This window comes from Pseudomonas sp. J380 (genome assembly GCF_009827115.1).
Lineage (GTDB): Bacteria > Pseudomonadota > Gammaproteobacteria > Pseudomonadales > Pseudomonadaceae > Aquipseudomonas > Aquipseudomonas paracarnis.
Genome location: NZ_CP043060.1, coordinates 400,003 through 416,733, shown reverse-complemented (window position 1 = coordinate 416,733; position 16,731 = coordinate 400,003). Strand labels below are relative to the sequence as shown.

The following is a 16,731-nucleotide window of genomic DNA, read 5'->3' as shown; positions in this document are numbered from 1 at the left end:
TGTGAGTTTTTCGCGAGCAAGCTCGCTCCTACATGCCCTCAATATACTGGCCCTCTTTGCCCATATTGTGGCTACAGATATAAAAACGCCTCGATTCACATCGAGGCGTTTGTGTTCAAACTTGCGGTTTGCCCGGGCGATAACCTTAGAACGCGATACCCACCTTGAAACCATACTCATCACGCTTGAGCTTGGTGTTGTCGGCCACATAGGAGTCGTTATCGAGCTTGTACTCGGTGCGGGTGTAGTACAGGCCCGCCATCACTGGCAGGTCGCCCTTCTGGTTCATCAGCAGGCTGACTTCGGCGTAAGGGTTGGTGCGGTCCTTGAGGTCCACGCTGTCGCTGCCAACGCCGTCCACCTTGAGCTTGGCGCGGCCGTCGATGGTGTGACGGGCGCCGGCTTCAACGCGCAGGGTCATGTCATCGAACTGGTGGTTGTAGCCCAGAGCGGCCTTGGCAAACGGCGACTTGTTGGTGAGTTTCATGTCGTAGCCATTGGTGTCCGGCTCGTAGCGGGTCCAGGTGTAGCCACCGCCCACGATCACATCGACGAAGTTGCGCGCATCCAGCGCGGCACGCCAGCCGAGGTCGAGGTCGGCCTGGCCTTCCTTGAGTTTGTTATCGCTTTTTTCGCCGTACTTGGCTTCGATACCGGCCTGGTAGATAAAACCCGACTCGGCGGTGAGCTTGTTGCCGAAGTTGTAGAACAGGCCGGCTTCGGGCATGTGGTCCTTGTCGCTTTCGCTGCCGCCTTCAAGTTTGAAGTCGTTGTAGCTGCCCATGATCCCGAACGTGGAAATCGGGTCGGTGGACGGTGCTGCGAACACCACGCCAGGCGCAGCCACCAGGGCCAGCAACGAGGTGTTCTTGAGGAATTTTCCGAATAGTTTGGACATCGTTTTACATCTCCATTTTAAGGTGGGCAAAGTATTCAGGAATCGGTTCGAACCTTGGCGTTTGCAAAAAGTTCGAACTGATTTGCACCAAAATGGAGAAAAAACGGTTCAGCGAAGGCTCTATCTCAATACTCTTCGAGATCGGCCCTGATCAGGTGCTCAACCGCTTCGCGAAGTTGCGGCTGAGCCGGCAAACAAATGCCGAAGGTGTCGCGCAATAACGTCAGCAACTCATCAGCACTCTCCAGCTTGCGCTTCTCGCTGGGCCGATCCAGGTAATGAACCGCATAGCGGGCGTTGGCCAACGTATGGCGCCTGCCAGGCGCAAGCAACGCGGCTTTCAACTGCCCTACAAACGGGGAGCCTGGGTGCGTGGAGACGTACCAGTTGCCGATTTCATAGTCGATGTCGGCCTGGGTTTGCAGATCGAACACGTACAGGCCACGCCACTCCTCGCCCACCTGCGCCCACAGCGTGTAGCTGGCGTTTTTGAGCGTCAGGCGATAAGGCTCATGAGCGGTGGCCTGGGGTGCGTCGTTGTCCAGTTGCAACGGGCTGCTGGGCACCATGCCGCCAAAACCGACATCGGTGATATAGCGCACGCCGTCGAGGGTCACCAGGCTCAAGCGATGGGTGCGCCCAGTGTGGGCGTCTGGTGGGCCGCCGATCACCACACGCCCGGTGATGCCACGGGCTTCGAAGCCCAACTCCTGCAAGAGTGCCAGGAACAGCTGGTTCAACTCGTAGCAATAGCCGCCGCGCCCCTCGTGCAGCACCTTGCGCTCAACGCTGGGCAGGTCGATCGGTACCGGTGCATGCATCAACGTCGACAGACTTTCAAAGGCAAAGCTGCACACATGGCGCAGTTGCAAGTCCCGCAGGGTTTGCAGGGTGGGCGGCGGTGGCGAGGCATAGCCCAGGCGTTGCAGGTACAGGCGGCTATCGGTGAGTGTGTGCATGGCACGGTCCTTGGGCGCGGGGCAAGAGCGTCACTATGCCGCGCCTCTGCGTGCGTTGTCATTTTGAATGAACCTTTTGGAGCGCCGGCCTATCCATCTATAACAAGATTGGGAGGCAGCATGAGTACCGCAAAAATCTACACCGTCCACTATCAGCTACACGGTAAACCCAAGTCTTTCGTGGTGCGCGCCGAAGTGATGAACAACGCCGAGGCCTGGCATTGGGCGGCCGTCGATGCCGACATTGCCCATGTCAGCCGCATCGGCCGCGTAGGTCACGAACAGGTGAAAAAGACCACCCGGCCCTGGGCGGAAAAATACGGTATCAGCGACGTCAGCTGGTCGCCGCCTAGGTAAACAAAGCCCCGCATAACGGCGGGGCTCGGTTCATTGCTTCAAGTCGCCCAACGGATCGTAGGGCGGCTTTTTTTTCGCTGTCTCGTCGTCCTTTTTGTCCAACGGCGCAATAGCCGGGCCGATGGGATCGACCTGTGGGTCGGCTACATCCGGCGAATCCGGGTCGAAGCCCAGTTCATCCTTGCCACTGGCGTGTTCGTTGGAAGAGGGACCATCGGTAGGTTTGTTCATCATATTCTCCTGCTAAAGCGGGCGGGCTCTGTCGTGGAGGTTTTCCAGGTCTTCTTCGACGCGCTCGACATCGTTGTCCGGACTGCGCTCTTTGGGATCGTTGGGGCGCAACGCATCGTTATCACGCTCCTCCTCACCCGGCGTACGGTTCGCATCCGGTGTACCTGGGGGTGGCTGCTTGTGTTCAGACATGATGACTGACCTCATGAGGGGTTCACCATTTTAGAGAAACCGCCCCGCGCCATCGTTCAACTTCATTGCGCCAGGCGTGAGAAGATGACCGCCCTTTTTGGAGACCTGCCCCGGATGTTCGAACTCAAACCCTGCGACCCCACTGCCTATCGCCAACAGACCCGCCGTAGCACGTTGATCGTCGCGGCGCTGTTCCTGGCCTTGGCCATGCTGCTGTCGAGCCTGGCGGTGATGCTGTTCGGTGAGCCTGGCGGTGACAATTTTCGCTTCAATGTCGGTGGCGTCTTCGCCGGGGTGTTGATCACGGTCGCGCTGGTGCGTGGCCCGTTCTGGAGCCAGGCCTGGTTGGCGCCGGCGGTGTATGGCTGGCAACTCAAGCGCAGCCTGATGAGCGTGACCAATGTGATGCACAAGGTCACCGAGCGGGTGCAAGCCAACGACCCCACTGCCATCAAGCTGTTGCGTTTCTATCACTTGGGGCTGACGCAGATGCACGAGCTGGACGCCAACTCCAGCGCCCAGGCGCAACTGGTCGGCGAAATCGAAGCACACAAGGCGAGGATGCACGCAGCGGGGATCGACACCGAACAAACCCGGCTCGATCCCGCGTGGCTGGAAGCGCTCAAAAGCGCTTGAAGCGTACCTCAGGAAGCAGGCATTAAGGCGGTTAAAAAACCAGACTCAGGTCCAGGCGCCCTTCCCTCACCGGCGGGCACCAGTAATAGCCTCCGGTCAGCGGCTTGCTGATGCGATACAGGCCATCGACAATCCCATCTTCCAACCCACTCATGCGTCGTAACTGCGCTTCAAACGCATCGAATGAATGACCAAACGCGAGGAACATCAACCCCGCCTGACCATTCTCGGCCCAGGGCATCGAACGACGTACCACGAAGGCTTCCGGGGTAAAGCTTTCCTGGGCAGTGCGCTTGGTATGGGCCGATTCCGGGGCGTCGTCGAGTTCTTCGTTGTCGCCATGGCGGCGGCCAATGATGTGGTCACGCTCCTGGGCAGGCAATGCGGCGAAACCGTCGAGGTCGTGCTGCCATTGCTGGATCGCGGCGAAGCTGGCGCCGGTGTCGGTCAGCGCGGCTTGCACGGCGGCATCGTCGTGGGGGTTTTCGGTGCCGTCTTCGTAGTCGGTCAGGTCAAAGCCGGTCTTGTAGCGGAAACCTTCAGTCGATTGCACCAGTCGAAACGCCGGAGCCAGCGCTTTTTCCACGGCACGGCTGCGCAGCAACAACTCACCGCGATCCACCCCATGCAACCATACCCACAGCGCCTGCTGAGTCGACGGGTTGTGCGCGCCAGGGCCGCTAACGGCCGGGAATGAGCGCAGCCCTGGGATCGGGGCACCCAGCGCTTTTACCAGCGGCTCACCGAACCCCACCACGGCCGCCGCATCCGTCAACTGCACCAGCGCGTCCAGCGCAGCGGGCACGGCTTGCAACGAATCCAGGGCAAAAAACAGATGGCGGGCCTGCAAAGGCACCGGTGCGGCAAGAATGCCCGGCTGGTACTGACTCATGTGAACTCCTTCTGAAAAGCCGCGCAGTTTACCCGGCGTACACCACCCTGCGAACAAGAATGCGCGCAAGCCTTGCGTTAGAGCCGCTTGTTGGGTGACTCTCTAGTCATGTTTTGCAACTATTCCAGGGGTAGCGACATGACCACCAGCAACCTGCTCGCCCAGCTGTTTCCCACCTCCACCGCGCAGATTCCCGAGCAATTTCGCCTGGCGGCGCCCATTGAACAACGTGAATACCTGGTCGATGGCCAGTTGCAGGTGTGGAACGGCCCGCTCGCCCGCGTGCAAAGCCCCGTGCAACTGGGTGATGAGCGTGTACACATCGGCAGCACGCCGTTGCTGGATGCCGACACCGCCCTCACCGCCCTGGATGCTGCCGTGCGCGCCTACGACCGTGGCCAGGGTGCATGGCCGACGATGCGCGTGGTCGAGCGTATCCAGCACGTCGAAGCGTTTTTGAGGCGCATGCGCGAACAGCGCGATGCGGTGGTCAAGCTGCTGATGTGGGAGATCGGCAAGAACCTCAAGGACTCGCAGAAAGAATTCGACCGTACCTGCGACTACATCACCGACACCATCAATGCCCTCAAGGAACTCGACCGCCGCAGCAGTCGTTTTGAACTGGAGCAGGACACCCTCGGCCAGATCCGCCGCGTGCCCCTGGGCGTGGCGTTGTGCATGGGGCCTTACAACTACCCGTTGAACGAGACCTTCACCACGCTGATCCCGGCCTTGATCATGGGCAATACCGTGGTGTTCAAGCCGGCCAAGCTGGGTGTGCTGTTGATCCGCCCTTTGCTGGAAGCCTTCCGCGACAGCTTCCCGGCCGGGGTGATCAACGTGATCTACGGCAGCGGCCGCGAGACCGTGAGCGCGCTGATGGCCAGCGGCAAGATCGACATCTTTGCGTTTATCGGCACCAACAAGGCCGCCAGTGATCTGAAAAAGCTGCACCCCAAGCCGCACCGTTTGCGTGCTGCGCTGGGCCTGGATGCCAAAAACCCGGGGATCGTGCTGCCCGAAGTGGACCTGGACAATGCGGTGAACGAAGCCGTCACCGGTTCGCTGTCGTTCAACGGCCAGCGTTGCACCGCGTTGAAGATCCTGTTCGTGCATGAAGACGTGGTCGAGCGCTTTATCGAGAAATTCAACGCCAAGCTGGCGACGCTCAAGCCCGGCATGCCGTGGGAGGATGGCGTGGCGCTGACGCCACTGCCGGAAGTGGGCAAGGTCGATTACCTCAGCGAACTGGTGGCCGATGCGGCGCGCCATGGCGCCAAGGTCATGAACCCCGAGGGCGGCAGCAGCCGTGGTTCGTTCTTCTACCCGGCGGTGCTGTACCCGGTAAACCCGCAGATGCGCGTCTACCACGAAGAGCAATTCGGCCCGGTGGTGCCGATCGTGCCCTATCGTGACCTGGAGACCGTGATCGACTACGTGCTGGACTCGGATTTCGGCCAGCAGTTGAGCCTCTTCGGCACCGACCCCGTGGCAGTCGGACGCCTGGTGGACACCTTCGCCAACCAGGTGGGCCGTATCAATATCAATGCCCAATGCCAGCGCGGTCCGGACACATTCCCCTTCAACGGGCGCAAGAACTCGGCCGAGGGCACGTTGTCGGTGCATGACGCCTTGCGCGTGTTCTCGATCCGCACCTTGGTGGCGACCAAGTTCCAGGAGAGTAACAAGGCGTTGGTCAGCGATATTTTGCGCAACCGCGATTCGAGTTTCCTGACCACCGACTACATCTTCTGAAGCCAACCCCGTTCCAATGTGCAGACAGGTCAGTGTGGGAGCTGGCTTGCCTGCGATGCCAGCTCCTCGGTCTTTCAGTCAGGTCGCGGTGATGCTATCGCAGGCAAGCCAGCTCCCACATTTGATCAAGCACATTCATACATTTGAGGCCATTTTAAGACTGATGAACCTGCCCTTCTTTGCCCGGCGCCTGCTGCGCCCCTTGCTCGACCCCTACCGCCGCTTTCGCCATGCCAAGCTGATCCACGCCGCGCGCGTATCGGTGGGTTTGCTGGCAACCATCCTGCTGACCACCGGCCTCAACCTGCCCCACGGTGAATGGGCGTCGGTGACCATGCTGATCGTCATCGGCGGGTTGCAGCACCACGGCAATATCGGCAAGAAAGCCGTCGAACGCGCCTACGGCACCTTGATCGGCGCCAGCGTCGGCTTGCTGCTGGTGGTACAACAGGCTTACTTCGGCCTGCCGTTGCTCACCTATCTGTTGATGTCCGTGGTGTGCGGATTCTTTTCCTATCACGCCATCGGCAAGGGCGGTTATATCGCGCTGCTGTCGGCGATCACGGTGTTTATCGTCGCCGGCCATGGCGACAACCCGATCTCCGATGGCCTGTGGCGCACCGTCGATATCCTCATCGGCATTGTGCTGGCCCTGGCGTTTTCCTTTGCCTTGCCGTTGTACGCCGTGTATTCGTGGCGCTACAACCTGGCCAGCGCCCTGCGTGACTGCGCGCAGATTTATAACCGGATCATCAATGGCCAGTCCGTGACTGACGATGAACACCTCAAGCTGCTCAACCGTTTGAACGGGGCGATGGTGCAACTGCGTTCGTTGATGCCGTCGGTGTCCAAGGAAGTGCGGATTTCCATGACTGAACTGGACGCGATCCAGCGTCACCTGCGCCTGTGCATCAGCACCCTGGAGATTCTGGGCAATACCCGGCCAGACCCGCGTGATGAGCAGGCCACGGCTCGGATGCAAGTCATGTTGAAAGCCGAGCATCGGCAAATTCGGGTGCAGTTGGTGGGGATGGCACGCGCGTTGAAATCGGGGGTGACGGAGCGATTGGAGCGTACCGGTCACGCCCATGCCAGCGAGCCTGCGCTTGATGCACCGGTTTACAGCGCGCTGGATGGGTATCGCCTGTTGACCCTGCAACTGGCGGCGAACGTCGATCAGATGCGTCAACGGCTTGGCAAAAGTGCCGCACGCTGGAAGATTTAGCGACAGCTGGAGAGCAGCTTTACGTACATCGACACATTCACACTTTCTCTTACATATTTTTCACGTTTTATTCACAAGCCGAGACGTAGTGTGAAGCCTCATCCGTTACAAACGTTGCATATCAAGCCCGCCGCCCCAGCGGGCTTTTTTTTGCCTGTTTTTTGGCTCCGAAAAAGGGCCAACCTCTGTAGCAGCGAGCTTGCTCGCGAACAACGCAATGACGCCGCGGTTAGCCAGAATGCTCGCGTTATCGTTGATGTTTTTCGCGAGCAAGCTCGCTCCTACAGGGCGTGGTGTTCGCGTAGGGCGCGCTGGGTTTCCAGCACCTTGGCCAGTGCCGTTTCGGCTTCCTGGCTTTGCTGCGGCACCCGAATCGCCGCCGACACCAGCGTGATCAGCTTGGCCATCACCTCGGCATCCGTGGCCGGGCGGCCCAGGCTCATGGAGTTCATCAGCAGGCGCAGTTCGGTGCCTGCCATGACGCCCGAAATGGCCTTGAGGGCAAACTGCAGGCGCACCCCCAGTTCATTACGTGGCAAATCCGGCAGGGCCAGGGCGAAGGCTTCGAAGAAGCGCTGGAACACCGGCTGGTAATGGACCTTGAGGTATTCCTGGATAAACGGCGAGGTGTCGCTGTAGACCCGGCCCAGGAAGCGAATGAACGAACGCCCTTCCCCGCTGGCCGGGTCGCTGCGCTCCAGGCCCATGGCCGGGGCAAACAGCACGCCCAGGAGTGTGTCGCAATCGAGCGGGCCATCGGATTCGGCTTCACAGCGCGCCAGCAGTTCCAGGCGTTGCTCGTTGAGGGGCTCCAGGCGCTGCATCAGCAAGGTTTTCATCAGGGAGTCCTTGTCCCCGAAGTGGTAGTTCACCGCCGCCAGGTTGACCTGGGCACGCTCGGTTATCTGCCGTAGCAACACGGCGTCATAGCCGTACTTGATGAAAAGAGCCTCTGTCGCATCCAGCAATCGAGTCTTGGTAACGTTTGGAGCGCTGAGTTTCTTCGCGACCATATGGGTTCCACGGCGGAAATATTGTTTTAAAAAATAATTTGATTTTTTATACCGGGGCGGCCCGTCGAAAGCAAGTAGTGACACTCCGCCATATCATGCAAAGCCCTTATATCCGGGCTTTTGAGGCAAATCGTAGGGGTTTTACCCACCTCTGATACCCGCTGATAAAATCGTTTCAACCGGTAAAACCGCTCTACCTCGACGGCTGGCGAAGCGTCAGGAAGGCAGTTACTATTCAAACAATATTTTAAAAACAAGAAATAAAACCAGTCCGTGACGGCTACAGGCAGCTTCTGAACTTGTTACAAGGAGTTTCGGGGAGCAAGGCGGTACCGTCGAGACTGCAGGCGTAGTCATGATGACACAGACCCCCGCGCAACCCGGCTTGATTTCCCTGCAAGGCATCGGTAAGCGCTATCAGCTCGCCGGGCAAGAATTGAGCATTCTCAATGACGTGTGCCTGTCTATCGCCAGCGGTGACAGCTGCGGCATTCTCGGTGCCTCTGGCTCCGGCAAAAGCACCCTGCTCAATATCCTCGGCCTGCTGGACCTGCCCAACTGCGGCCAGTACCACTTTGCCGGCCACGATATTTTCAACGCCACCCCCGATGAGCTGGCGGCGATCCGCAACCAGCAGATCGGTTTCGTGTTCCAGAGCTTCAACCTGCTGCCACGCCTAAGTGCCCTGGACAACGTCGCACTGCCCTTGAGTTATCGCGGCGTGTCGCGGCATGAATCGGTGGAACACGCCCAGCGCATGCTCGCACAAGTCGGCCTCGCCGAACGCGCCCACCATCGCCCCGCCGACCTCTCCGGTGGGCAGCGCCAACGTGTGGCCATTGCCCGCGCCTTGGTCGGCAAACCCTCGGTGATCCTGGCCGACGAACCCACCGGCAACCTCGACAGCACTACCGCCCAAGAGATCATGGACCTGCTGTTGAACCTCAACCGTGACCAACAGGTGACGCTGATCATCGTCACCCACGACCCCCACATTGCCGAGCGTCTGGAGCGCAAGATCCTGGTGTGCAACGGCGTGGTGCATGAGGCCGGGCGCCCATGAGCCTGCGGGTCGAGCAGAGCCTCAGCCAGTTGCTGCACGAAGCCTTTATCAGCCTGCGTACCCTGGGCAAGCGTTCGATCCTGGCGCTCTTGGGGATCGTCATCGGCAGTTCCTCGGTGGTGGCGCTGATCAATATCGGCCACAACGCGGCGGTGGATGCGGCGATGATTTTCAAGGACATGGGTACCGACACCCTCATCGCCCAGTTCCCGTCCAAGGGCAGCAGCAATGTGCCGATGCGCACCCAGCTCGACCTGGATGCGGTACGCCGGGCAGTGCCGGGCATCGCTCATATCGGCGCACTCAGCCTGTTCAGCGGGCCCATTGTGTTTCATGGGCGGACCGCCAATGCCAACTTTGTCGGCAGTACTGCCGGTATCCAGGACGCCATGCGCCTGGCGCTGCGTGAGGGGCGCTTCCTGTCACCCTTCGATGCCAACGAAACCTACGCGGTGATCGGCGACCAGCTCGCCCAGGCCCTCGGCGCGCCAGGTGACCCGCTGCAGCTGGGTGACCGTGTGCGTATCAACGATTACCTGTTTCTGGTGGTGGGCATCCTGCACAACCAACCCCGGGCCATGCTGATGCCGGTGCAGGCCAACGAATCGCTGTTTATTCCCGCCGAGGGCATGCGCCGCATCTATGCCAACCCGCAGATCAACAACGTGCTCATCCGCGCGGCGCCGGGGCAGGACATGGAACGCATAGCCAGGGACGCCGCCGCCGCGCTGCAACCCCAGCTCACCGACCATAGCGTCGACATCACAGTGCCCCAGCAAATGATCGATGGCATGACCCGACAAAGCCGCACCTTCGCCTATCTGCTGCTGGCCCTCGGCGCGATCTCCCTGGTGGGCGGCGGTGTCGGGGTGATGAACGTGATGCTGATGAACGTCTCGGAACGCCGCCGTGAGATCGGCATCCGCATGGCCCTGGGCGCGCGCCAGCGGGACATCCGTAATCTGTTTTTGCTCGAAGCGGTCACCCTCACCGCCTTGGGTGCGCTGTGCGGCGCAGTCCTGGGCATGACCGCTGCCTGGCTGTATGCGTGGCTGTCGGGCTGGGCCTTTGCGTTGGCAGTGGCTGCCCTGCCCCTGGGCGTGGGCAGTACGTTGCTGGTGGGTTTGTTTTTTGGCATCTACCCGGCGGTGTCGGCCTCACGCTTGCAGCCGGTCGAGGCCCTGCGCGATGAATAAGTACCTACCGCTGCTCATGCTGATCAGCCTGCCGGGCATGGCCGCCGACGTGGTGATCAACCCTCAGGCACCCAGCACCACCCGCAGCGGCTACGAGCGTAGCGTCTCGCTGAATGCCCAGGCCACCACCATGACCCTGGGGGACGCGGTGTACCTGGGCCTGCGTAATAACCCGGCGATCCGCAGCGCCTACCTGCAACGGGTGGCGCAGAAATTCGACCTGCGCGTGGCCGAAGACGTGTTCAACCCCAAACTCACCCTCAACAGCTATTACCGCAGCACCCGCGGCTCCCAAGACAATGCGCGCAACGCCAACGTCGCGCCCACCAGCAGCCTGCTCGGCGAATACGGCACGCGCTTGAGCATGGCCTGGACCCAGCAGTTGAACAACGCCAACCGCGCCGGCCGCTACCGCAGCGACGGCCTGGACCTTGCGATCATCCAACCGCTGATGCGCGGGGCCGGCTGGGATGCCACCACCGCACCGCTGCGCCTGTCGCGCCTGGCCGAGCAGGCCAACCGCCTGAACCTCAAGGCCACCGTGGCGCAGACCATCAGCCAGATCATCGCCACCTACCGCGAATTGTTGCGCGCCCAGGAACAGTTGGTGATCGTCCAGGAAGCGCTCAAACGCTCCAATACTTTACTGGAGGTGAACAAAGCGCTGATCAGCGCCGGGCGCATGGCCGAATTCGAGATCGTGCAGACCGAAGCCGATATCGCCACCCAGCAATTAGGCGTGGAAGAAGCGCGCAACCAACTCGACACCAGCCGCCTGGCGTTGCTGCGCCTGCTGGCCCTGGACTTGTCGACACCGGTGCGCGCCACCGAGGCCCTGGAAGCCACCCCCATGGAGATCGACAAACGCCAGGCCTTCAACCTCGCGCAAAACCAGCAACCGGAATACCTCGCTGCCCTGCTCGGTAGCCAACAGGCCGACCTCGACCTGGTGATCGCCAAGGATTCCGGGCGCTGGCAGGTGGACCTGGTCGCCGGCGCCAACCAAATACGCGCCGCCACCGATAACGACAACGGCCATAACAATAACCGCACCTGGGACAGTTACGCCGGGGTGCAAGTGCAGATCCCTATCGGCGATATCAGCACGCGCCAGGCCGAAGTGCGTGCACGGGTAAATGTAGAAGACCAGGAAATCCGCATTACCGACGCCCGCCAGGAGCTGGAGCGCAACGTCAACAATGTGGTGCGTGACCTTGGCACCCGCTGGCGCCAATATGAAATATCCAAGCGCGCCGTGGAGTTGTCGCGGCGCAAGATCGAGATCGAGCGGGAAAAGCTCAGCGCCGGGCGCTCCACCAACTTTCAGGTGCTGAGCTTCGAGACCGACCTGCGCAACGCCGAAAACGCCCAGCTCAATGCGCTGATCGCTTATTTGAACGCCCAGACTCAGCTTGACCTGACCCTGGGCATGACGCTGGAAAGTTGGGAAATTGCCCTTAATGACTACTAATAAAAAATCCCTGCTGGCCGTTGCCTTGTTCCTGCTGTTGGCCGGCGCGGCCGCCGCCCTGCTCAGTCAACGCAGCGGGGCTGAGCAGGCGGGTACAGGCGAACAGTGGCTGGCCGTAAAGCCCGACCCGTTGGTGCACCAGATCGGGCTGGTGGGCAAGATCGAGCCTGACACCACCGTCGTCCTGACGGCGCCATTCGACGGCAATGTGCTGGCCAACCTGGTCGAACAAGGCCAGCGCGTTGAGGCCGGCCAAGTCCTGTTGCGCATGGACCCGGCGACGCTTGAAGTACAGCTGCGCGACGCCCTCTCCGCGCAACTCAAGGCCCGACGCACCGTGCAGGAAATGCAGGACTGGGGCAGCAGCCCCACCGTCAGCCGCGCCCGTCGCAGTTTACGCACCGCTGAAATGACCGCGGGCAACACCCAACGCAAACTCACCGAGAGCGAAAACCTGTTCAAGCGCGGCATCATCCCGCGCAACGAACTGGATGACCTCAAACAGCAAACCCAGCAACAGCAATTGGACTTGGTGGCGGCGCGCAGTGAGCTGCAACAAGCCCTGGACCAAGGCCAGGGCGAATACCGGCAGATCGCCGAAATGGAGCTGACCAATGCCACGGTGAAGTACGAAGCCTTGCAAACACTGCTCGAAGGCAAGGAGGTCAAGGCGCCCTTCTCCGGCATCGTGGTACCGGCGCCCGGCAGCACCAGTACCGCTCAAGGTGGCGGGACTAACAACGCGCCGGTGCAGGCCGGCAGCAAGGTCAGCCAGGGCCAGGTGCTGTTCGGGCTGGCCAATATCGAACGCTTGAAAATCGTGGCCAAGGTCTCAGAGCTGGATATCAACCAGCTGCGTCAGGGCCAGACCGTTGAAGTCATGGGCGATGGCTTTGATGGCGAGCGGCTGACAGGTTCAGTCAGCGTGGTCAGCGGCCTGGCCATCGCCAGCGACAGCCAGGGCAGTGCGCAGTTTCCGGTGACCTTGTCGATCCCCACCCTGACGCCCCAGCAGTTACAACGGGTGCGCCTGGGCATGAGTGCGAGGTTGACGATTGTCACTTATAACAATGACCAGGCGATCGTGATTCCCAGCCAGGCGATCCAGGCGGACATGACGGTGGAGTATCGGACGGCGATGGATAAACCGGTGCAGCGGGTAAAAGTCACCACCGGGCAATCGACGCCGCAGGGGGTTGAGGTGTTTGGGCTTGAAGCGGGGTTGGTGAGGGTCGGGGGAATCAATCACTGATCCTCGATCCAGATGTGGGAACGCTGCACTGTGGCGAGGGAGCTTGCTCCCGCTGGGCTGCGCAGCGGCCCCAAGATCCTGGGAGCGCTTCGCACTCCAGCGGGAGCAAGCTCCCTCGCCACAAGATTACCGGTTACTTGCATTGGGGCAATCAATGCCAGCTCCAACATTCAGCGCCGTGCCAGCCTGGCGGCCAGTGCCTTGGCCTGCAGCGCCACATCGGTCACCGCCGTGCTCTCCCACCACATGCCCCGCAACGGAGGCCCCATGGCGAACAGTCGCTGGCTGACCTCGCCGCGAGCATCCCGCACCGCCCCCGTCGCATCCGCCGCAATCCCCAGCGCCAGCGGCCCAGGATGGATCAACCCGCGCTTGAGCAGTTGCCGCGGTAAAGGTCGGGCCACCCGGCGCCAGTCGTATTCGATGCCGCTGGAATTGATCAGCGCAGCGCCCAACACCTGGGTGATCACATCCTCGCCACGGTAGCGCACCGCAATGGCAACCCCCTTCTGCGACGGCACCAAGCCCTTGAACGACGCCGCCTGAATCCGCAACCGCCCTTGCCCCTGCAACCGCGCTACCAACTGCGCACTCAAGGGCGGAGAACGGTGGTGATGGCTTTCCCACCAAGGCCGTACATGCCGAACGAACTGGCGCTTCTGGGCCTCACTGGCCTGGCTCCACAGCCGCGCGATATGCCCGCGCACCGTGTCCAGCGGCGCCTGCCAGTCTGTGCCTTGCGCCAGCGCGAGCTGGCATTGGCGTCGCACCTCACGCAGCAATTGTCGGGGGCTGCTCAGGCTGTGGTCGGCGGCGAGGAAGTCGTCCCAGTTCGGCGGTTGCCGGCGTACATGGGGCAACAGGCCGTGCCGCGAAAAAACCTCGATAGGTCCGCGATGCCCGGCCTGCTCCAGGGAGACCACGGCATCGACCATGGTCAGGCCCGAGCCGATGATCAGCACGGTCGATTGTGGGTCGAGCCGGGTCATCGCGGGTACATCCCAAGGGTCCAACGCGGCGGCATTCAATCCTGTGGACTCGGTCTGCGGAGTGCGCGCAGCAGGGAACATGCCGGTGGCCAATACCGCACAGGCGCCGCGCAGTTGCTCGCCAGTATCGAGGGTCAACAACACCGAGGTGGCATCGACTTGCAGGTCTACCCCTTCGGCGCGGATGTGCTCGACGCTCGATGTAGAAAGCGCCTTGGCTTGTGCCAGACGCTGCTGCGCGTACAAGCCGAAAAGCCCCCGTGGCGGGAACAGCTCGCTGATAGGCACATGCTGTTGGTTCGACTCGGGCCATCCGCCGGCGCTGATGTAGTCGGTGAGCCATTGGGTCAGGTCGTCGGCATTGTCCGGGTCAACGCTCATACGCGCCGCATTGCCGTTCAGCGTATGGCCCAGTTCGACCGCGCTGTAGGCTTCGCCGCGCCCCAACTCAGCACGGGGTTCGACTATCAGGATACGCCGCGTGCCCGGCAGGCGAAGCAGTTGCACGGCCAGCATCGTGCCGCTCAGGCCACCGCCGATGATCAGTACATCTGCAACGCGGGTGGATTCACTCATGCCAGTTCGCCCTTATTGTTGCTCAAATCACCACATTTCGAACAAACCGTACCGCCGCATTCCCATCATTGCGATAAGCATGGGGCTGGTGGCTGGCGAACATAAAGAACTCTCCAGCCTCGATGAGATTTTCCTGATCACCTATCACCAGCGTCAGGCTGCCCTCGAACACAAACAGTTGTTCGCTCCACCCTTCCAAGTCAGGGTCCGGGCAATAACGGTCACCGGGCTCCAGCCGCCACTCCCATAATTCGACCTCACGCCGTGCCGTAGCCTTGGCCAGCAACACCGCCTTACTGCCGACAATCTCGCCCGCCCAGGCCAGCTCATTGATACGGCTGTGGTCGCGCACATCCGGCGCCTGAATCAGATCACTGAACGCCACGCCCAACGCTTCGGCGACACGGTCCAGGGTCGACAGGCTGACGTTCTTCTCTCCCGCTTCTATCGCCACCAGCATGCGCCGGCTGACACCGGATTTTTCCGAGAGCGCGGTCTGGCTCAAGTCGGCGGCATGGCGCAGGCGACGAACGTTCTGGCTGACGTGCTGCAGGACCGAAGCCCGTTGCGGATTTTCTTTGTGCACTATATTGCTCAATAGGTGGGTGTGCGCAGTATACTGCCCAGCGTGCGGCGCATTGTGCGGTCCGTGATTTCCCCTTGCAAGACCGAGCCGCCATGACCGCCCCGAACTCCCCTTCGCGTTTCAACCGTTTCAGTAAAGCCGAATGCATCCTGGTGGTGATCACCATGATCTGGGGCGGCACCTTTTTGCTGGTGCAGCACGCCATGGCGGTCAGCGGGCCGATGTTTTTTGTGGGGCTGCGCTTCGCGGCAGCGACGATTGTGGTGGGGTTCTTTTCCTTGCGCACCCTGCGCGACCTGACCCTGTTCGAATTGAAGGCCGGGGTGTTTATCGGGGTGGCGATCATGTTCGGCTACGGTTTGCAGACCATTGGCCTGCAAACCATCTTGAGCAGCCAATCGGCGTTTATCACCGCCTTGTATGTGCCGTTCGTACCGCTGTTGCAGTGGCTGGTGCTTGGCCGTCGCCCCGGCTTGATGCCCAGCATCGGCATCATGTTGGCGTTTGCGGGGTTGATGCTGTTGACCGGCCCGGCGGGGGCCTCGCTGAATTTCAGCGCGGGTGAAATCGCCACCTTGATCGGTGCAGTGGCCATAGCGGCCGAGATCATCTTGATCAGCGCATTTGCCGGCCAGGTGGATATTCGTCGGGTGACCGTGGTGCAACTGGCCACCGCTTCGGTGCTGTCCTTCATGATGGTGGTGCCCATGGGCGAGGCGTTGCCGGGCTTTTCCTGGCTGTTGCTGTTCAGTGCCGTGGGCCTGGGCTTGACCAGTGCGGTGATCCAAGTGGCGATGAACTGGGCCCAGCAGAGTGTCTCGCCAACGCGGGCGACGTTGATTTATGCCGGTGAGCCGGTGTGGGCAGGCGTTGTGGGGCGAATCGCCGGGGAGCGGTTCCCACCGATCGCGATGCTGGGCGCGGTGCTGATTGTGGTGGCGGTGATTGTGAGTGAATTGAAGACCAAGGGGCAGAAGGCCGTTGAGTTGGCAGAGGCGTTGGAGGAGGAGCGGCAGGGGTAGTTTGCGATCAACGGTAACCACGATGCGAAGCGAGCCGCTCTTGATCTTGATCTGCTTGTGATCTTGATCTCAGGCGCCCCGTTAAACCACGCTGGCCGAACGCAGGCTTGAATTCGTGGGTAACCCGACAGGACGCCGGGTTAGCCGCCCCGCGCCATGGATGGCGCATGGCGGCGGCCCACGGATTCAAGACTGTGTTCGGGCACACCGAGCCTAGGCGAGGTGCCGAGTGGTGGGGCAAGAGCCCTTTGGTTACTTTGGGCTGGGCCGGCATTCCGGCTCTTTTCCAAAGTGACCCGCCGTCAGGCGGAACCCTAAGTAGCCGTTACCGCAGCAATGGATATGTACACAATCCAACCGTCTAGACTGCCAGACCGCCTTCGGGAGCAAGCCCTCTCCCACAGTTTGATCGCGGGGT

Annotated in this window: 18 protein-coding genes; 9 read left to right on the top strand and 9 right to left on the bottom strand. The window is 61.1% G+C overall.

Annotation, left to right across the window (positions count from 1 at the left end):
• Nucleotides 1-145: 145 nt before the first annotated feature.
• Both FXO12_RS02120 and FXO12_RS02115 read right to left on the bottom strand, forming a co-directional pair.
• Entirely contained in the window at nucleotides 146-898 is a 753-nt protein-coding gene (locus FXO12_RS02120) for an outer membrane beta-barrel protein (RefSeq protein ID WP_034127889.1), read from the bottom strand.
• A gap of 125 nt (nucleotides 899-1,023) precedes the next feature.
• Complete coding sequence (locus FXO12_RS02115) at nucleotides 1,024-1,857, bottom strand: arylamine N-acetyltransferase (protein ID WP_060773016.1); 834 nt, start codon at nucleotides 1,855-1,857, stop codon at nucleotides 1,024-1,026.
• 120 nt (nucleotides 1,858-1,977) lie between these two features.
• Between FXO12_RS02115 and FXO12_RS02110 the strand changes: the two genes are divergently transcribed.
• Complete coding sequence (locus FXO12_RS02110) at nucleotides 1,978-2,214, top strand: DUF6555 family protein (RefSeq protein WP_003192128.1); 237 nt, start codon at nucleotides 1,978-1,980, stop codon at nucleotides 2,212-2,214.
• A gap of 30 nt (nucleotides 2,215-2,244) precedes the next feature.
• On the opposite strand, the gene FXO12_RS02105 is transcribed toward FXO12_RS02110, so the two are convergent.
• Together FXO12_RS02105 and FXO12_RS02100 are read right to left on the bottom strand one after the other, a co-directional pair.
• The gene (locus FXO12_RS02105; RefSeq protein ID WP_032902837.1) at nucleotides 2,245-2,445 is read right to left on the bottom strand and encodes a DUF6021 family protein; all 201 of its coding nucleotides are present in this window, start codon (nucleotides 2,443-2,445) and stop codon (nucleotides 2,245-2,247) included.
• Between the two features lie 12 nt (nucleotides 2,446-2,457).
• Nucleotides 2,458-2,637, bottom strand: a complete 180-nt coding sequence (locus FXO12_RS02100; protein ID WP_160049512.1) for a hypothetical protein — start codon at nucleotides 2,635-2,637, stop codon at nucleotides 2,458-2,460.
• Nucleotides 2,638-2,751: 114 nt separating this feature from the next.
• Here FXO12_RS02100 and FXO12_RS02095 point away from each other — a divergent pair, with 114 nt between their 5' ends.
• Nucleotides 2,752-3,273, top strand: a complete 522-nt coding sequence (locus tag FXO12_RS02095; RefSeq protein WP_057974913.1) for a DUF3087 family protein — start codon at nucleotides 2,752-2,754, stop codon at nucleotides 3,271-3,273.
• A 31-nt stretch (nucleotides 3,274-3,304) separates the two neighbouring features.
• Here FXO12_RS02095 and FXO12_RS02090 read toward each other — a convergent pair whose 3' ends face one another.
• Nucleotides 3,305-4,165, bottom strand: coding sequence for a Dyp-type peroxidase (locus FXO12_RS02090; RefSeq protein ID WP_054898718.1), 861 nt, complete (start codon nucleotides 4,163-4,165; stop codon nucleotides 3,305-3,307).
• 138 nt (nucleotides 4,166-4,303) lie between these two features.
• On the opposite strand from FXO12_RS02090, the gene FXO12_RS02085 reads away from it, so the two are divergent.
• Together FXO12_RS02085 and FXO12_RS02080 are read left to right on the top strand one after the other, a co-directional pair.
• Nucleotides 4,304-5,920 (top strand): NADP-dependent glyceraldehyde-3-phosphate dehydrogenase, encoded by a 1,617-nt coding sequence (locus FXO12_RS02085; RefSeq protein WP_034127893.1) that lies wholly within the window; start codon nucleotides 4,304-4,306, stop codon nucleotides 5,918-5,920.
• 163 nt (nucleotides 5,921-6,083) lie between these two features.
• Nucleotides 6,084-7,145 (top strand): FUSC family protein, encoded by a 1,062-nt coding sequence (locus tag FXO12_RS02080; protein ID WP_057974914.1) that lies wholly within the window; start codon nucleotides 6,084-6,086, stop codon nucleotides 7,143-7,145.
• Nucleotides 7,146-7,250: 105 nt separating this feature from the next.
• On the opposite strand, the gene FXO12_RS02075 is transcribed toward FXO12_RS02080, so the two are convergent.
• Together FXO12_RS02075 and FXO12_RS02070 are read right to left on the bottom strand one after the other, a co-directional pair.
• Nucleotides 7,251-7,418 (bottom strand): hypothetical protein, encoded by a 168-nt coding sequence (locus FXO12_RS02075; RefSeq protein ID WP_157717986.1) that lies wholly within the window; start codon nucleotides 7,416-7,418, stop codon nucleotides 7,251-7,253.
• A gap of 8 nt (nucleotides 7,419-7,426) precedes the next feature.
• Nucleotides 7,427-8,158: a TetR/AcrR family transcriptional regulator gene (locus FXO12_RS02070; protein WP_034127895.1), complete on the bottom strand. Its 732-nt coding sequence runs from the start codon at nucleotides 8,156-8,158 to the stop codon at nucleotides 7,427-7,429.
• 355 nt (nucleotides 8,159-8,513) lie between these two features.
• Between FXO12_RS02070 and FXO12_RS02065 the strand changes: the two genes are divergently transcribed.
• The 4 genes from FXO12_RS02065 to FXO12_RS02050 are packed head-to-tail and all read left to right on the top strand — an operon-like array spanning nucleotide 8,514 to nucleotide 13,140.
• Nucleotides 8,514-9,221 carry an ABC transporter ATP-binding protein gene (locus FXO12_RS02065; RefSeq protein ID WP_034127896.1) on the top strand — a complete coding sequence of 236 codons (708 nt, stop codon included), beginning with the start codon at nucleotides 8,514-8,516 and terminating at the stop codon, nucleotides 9,219-9,221.
• On the top strand, nucleotides 9,218-10,417 hold the full coding sequence (locus FXO12_RS02060; RefSeq protein ID WP_057974915.1) for an ABC transporter permease: 1,200 nt from the start codon (nucleotides 9,218-9,220) through the stop codon (nucleotides 10,415-10,417). Before FXO12_RS02065 ends, FXO12_RS02060 begins: the two co-directional genes overlap by 4 nt.
• Nucleotides 10,410-11,888 (top strand): TolC family protein, encoded by a 1,479-nt coding sequence (locus FXO12_RS02055; RefSeq protein ID WP_057974916.1) that lies wholly within the window; start codon nucleotides 10,410-10,412, stop codon nucleotides 11,886-11,888. Before FXO12_RS02060 ends, FXO12_RS02055 begins: the two co-directional genes overlap by 8 nt.
• Nucleotides 11,878-13,140 carry an efflux RND transporter periplasmic adaptor subunit gene (locus tag FXO12_RS02050; RefSeq protein WP_057974917.1) on the top strand — a complete coding sequence of 421 codons (1,263 nt, stop codon included), beginning with the start codon at nucleotides 11,878-11,880 and terminating at the stop codon, nucleotides 13,138-13,140. The genes FXO12_RS02055 and FXO12_RS02050 overlap by 11 nt, the downstream gene beginning before the upstream one ends.
• 170 nt (nucleotides 13,141-13,310) lie before the next feature.
• Here FXO12_RS02050 and FXO12_RS02045 read toward each other — a convergent pair whose 3' ends face one another.
• Nucleotides 13,311-14,705 (bottom strand): FAD/NAD(P)-binding protein, encoded by a 1,395-nt coding sequence (locus FXO12_RS02045; protein WP_057974918.1) that lies wholly within the window; start codon nucleotides 14,703-14,705, stop codon nucleotides 13,311-13,313.
• A gap of 22 nt (nucleotides 14,706-14,727) precedes the next feature.
• Nucleotides 14,728-15,291 (bottom strand): helix-turn-helix domain-containing protein, encoded by a 564-nt coding sequence (locus FXO12_RS02040; RefSeq protein ID WP_057974919.1) that lies wholly within the window; start codon nucleotides 15,289-15,291, stop codon nucleotides 14,728-14,730.
• Nucleotides 15,292-15,383: 92 nt separating this feature from the next.
• Here FXO12_RS02040 and FXO12_RS02035 point away from each other — a divergent pair, with 92 nt between their 5' ends.
• Complete coding sequence (locus tag FXO12_RS02035) at nucleotides 15,384-16,313, top strand: DMT family transporter (RefSeq protein ID WP_054897286.1); 930 nt, start codon at nucleotides 15,384-15,386, stop codon at nucleotides 16,311-16,313.
• Nucleotides 16,314-16,731: the final 418 nt, after the last annotated feature.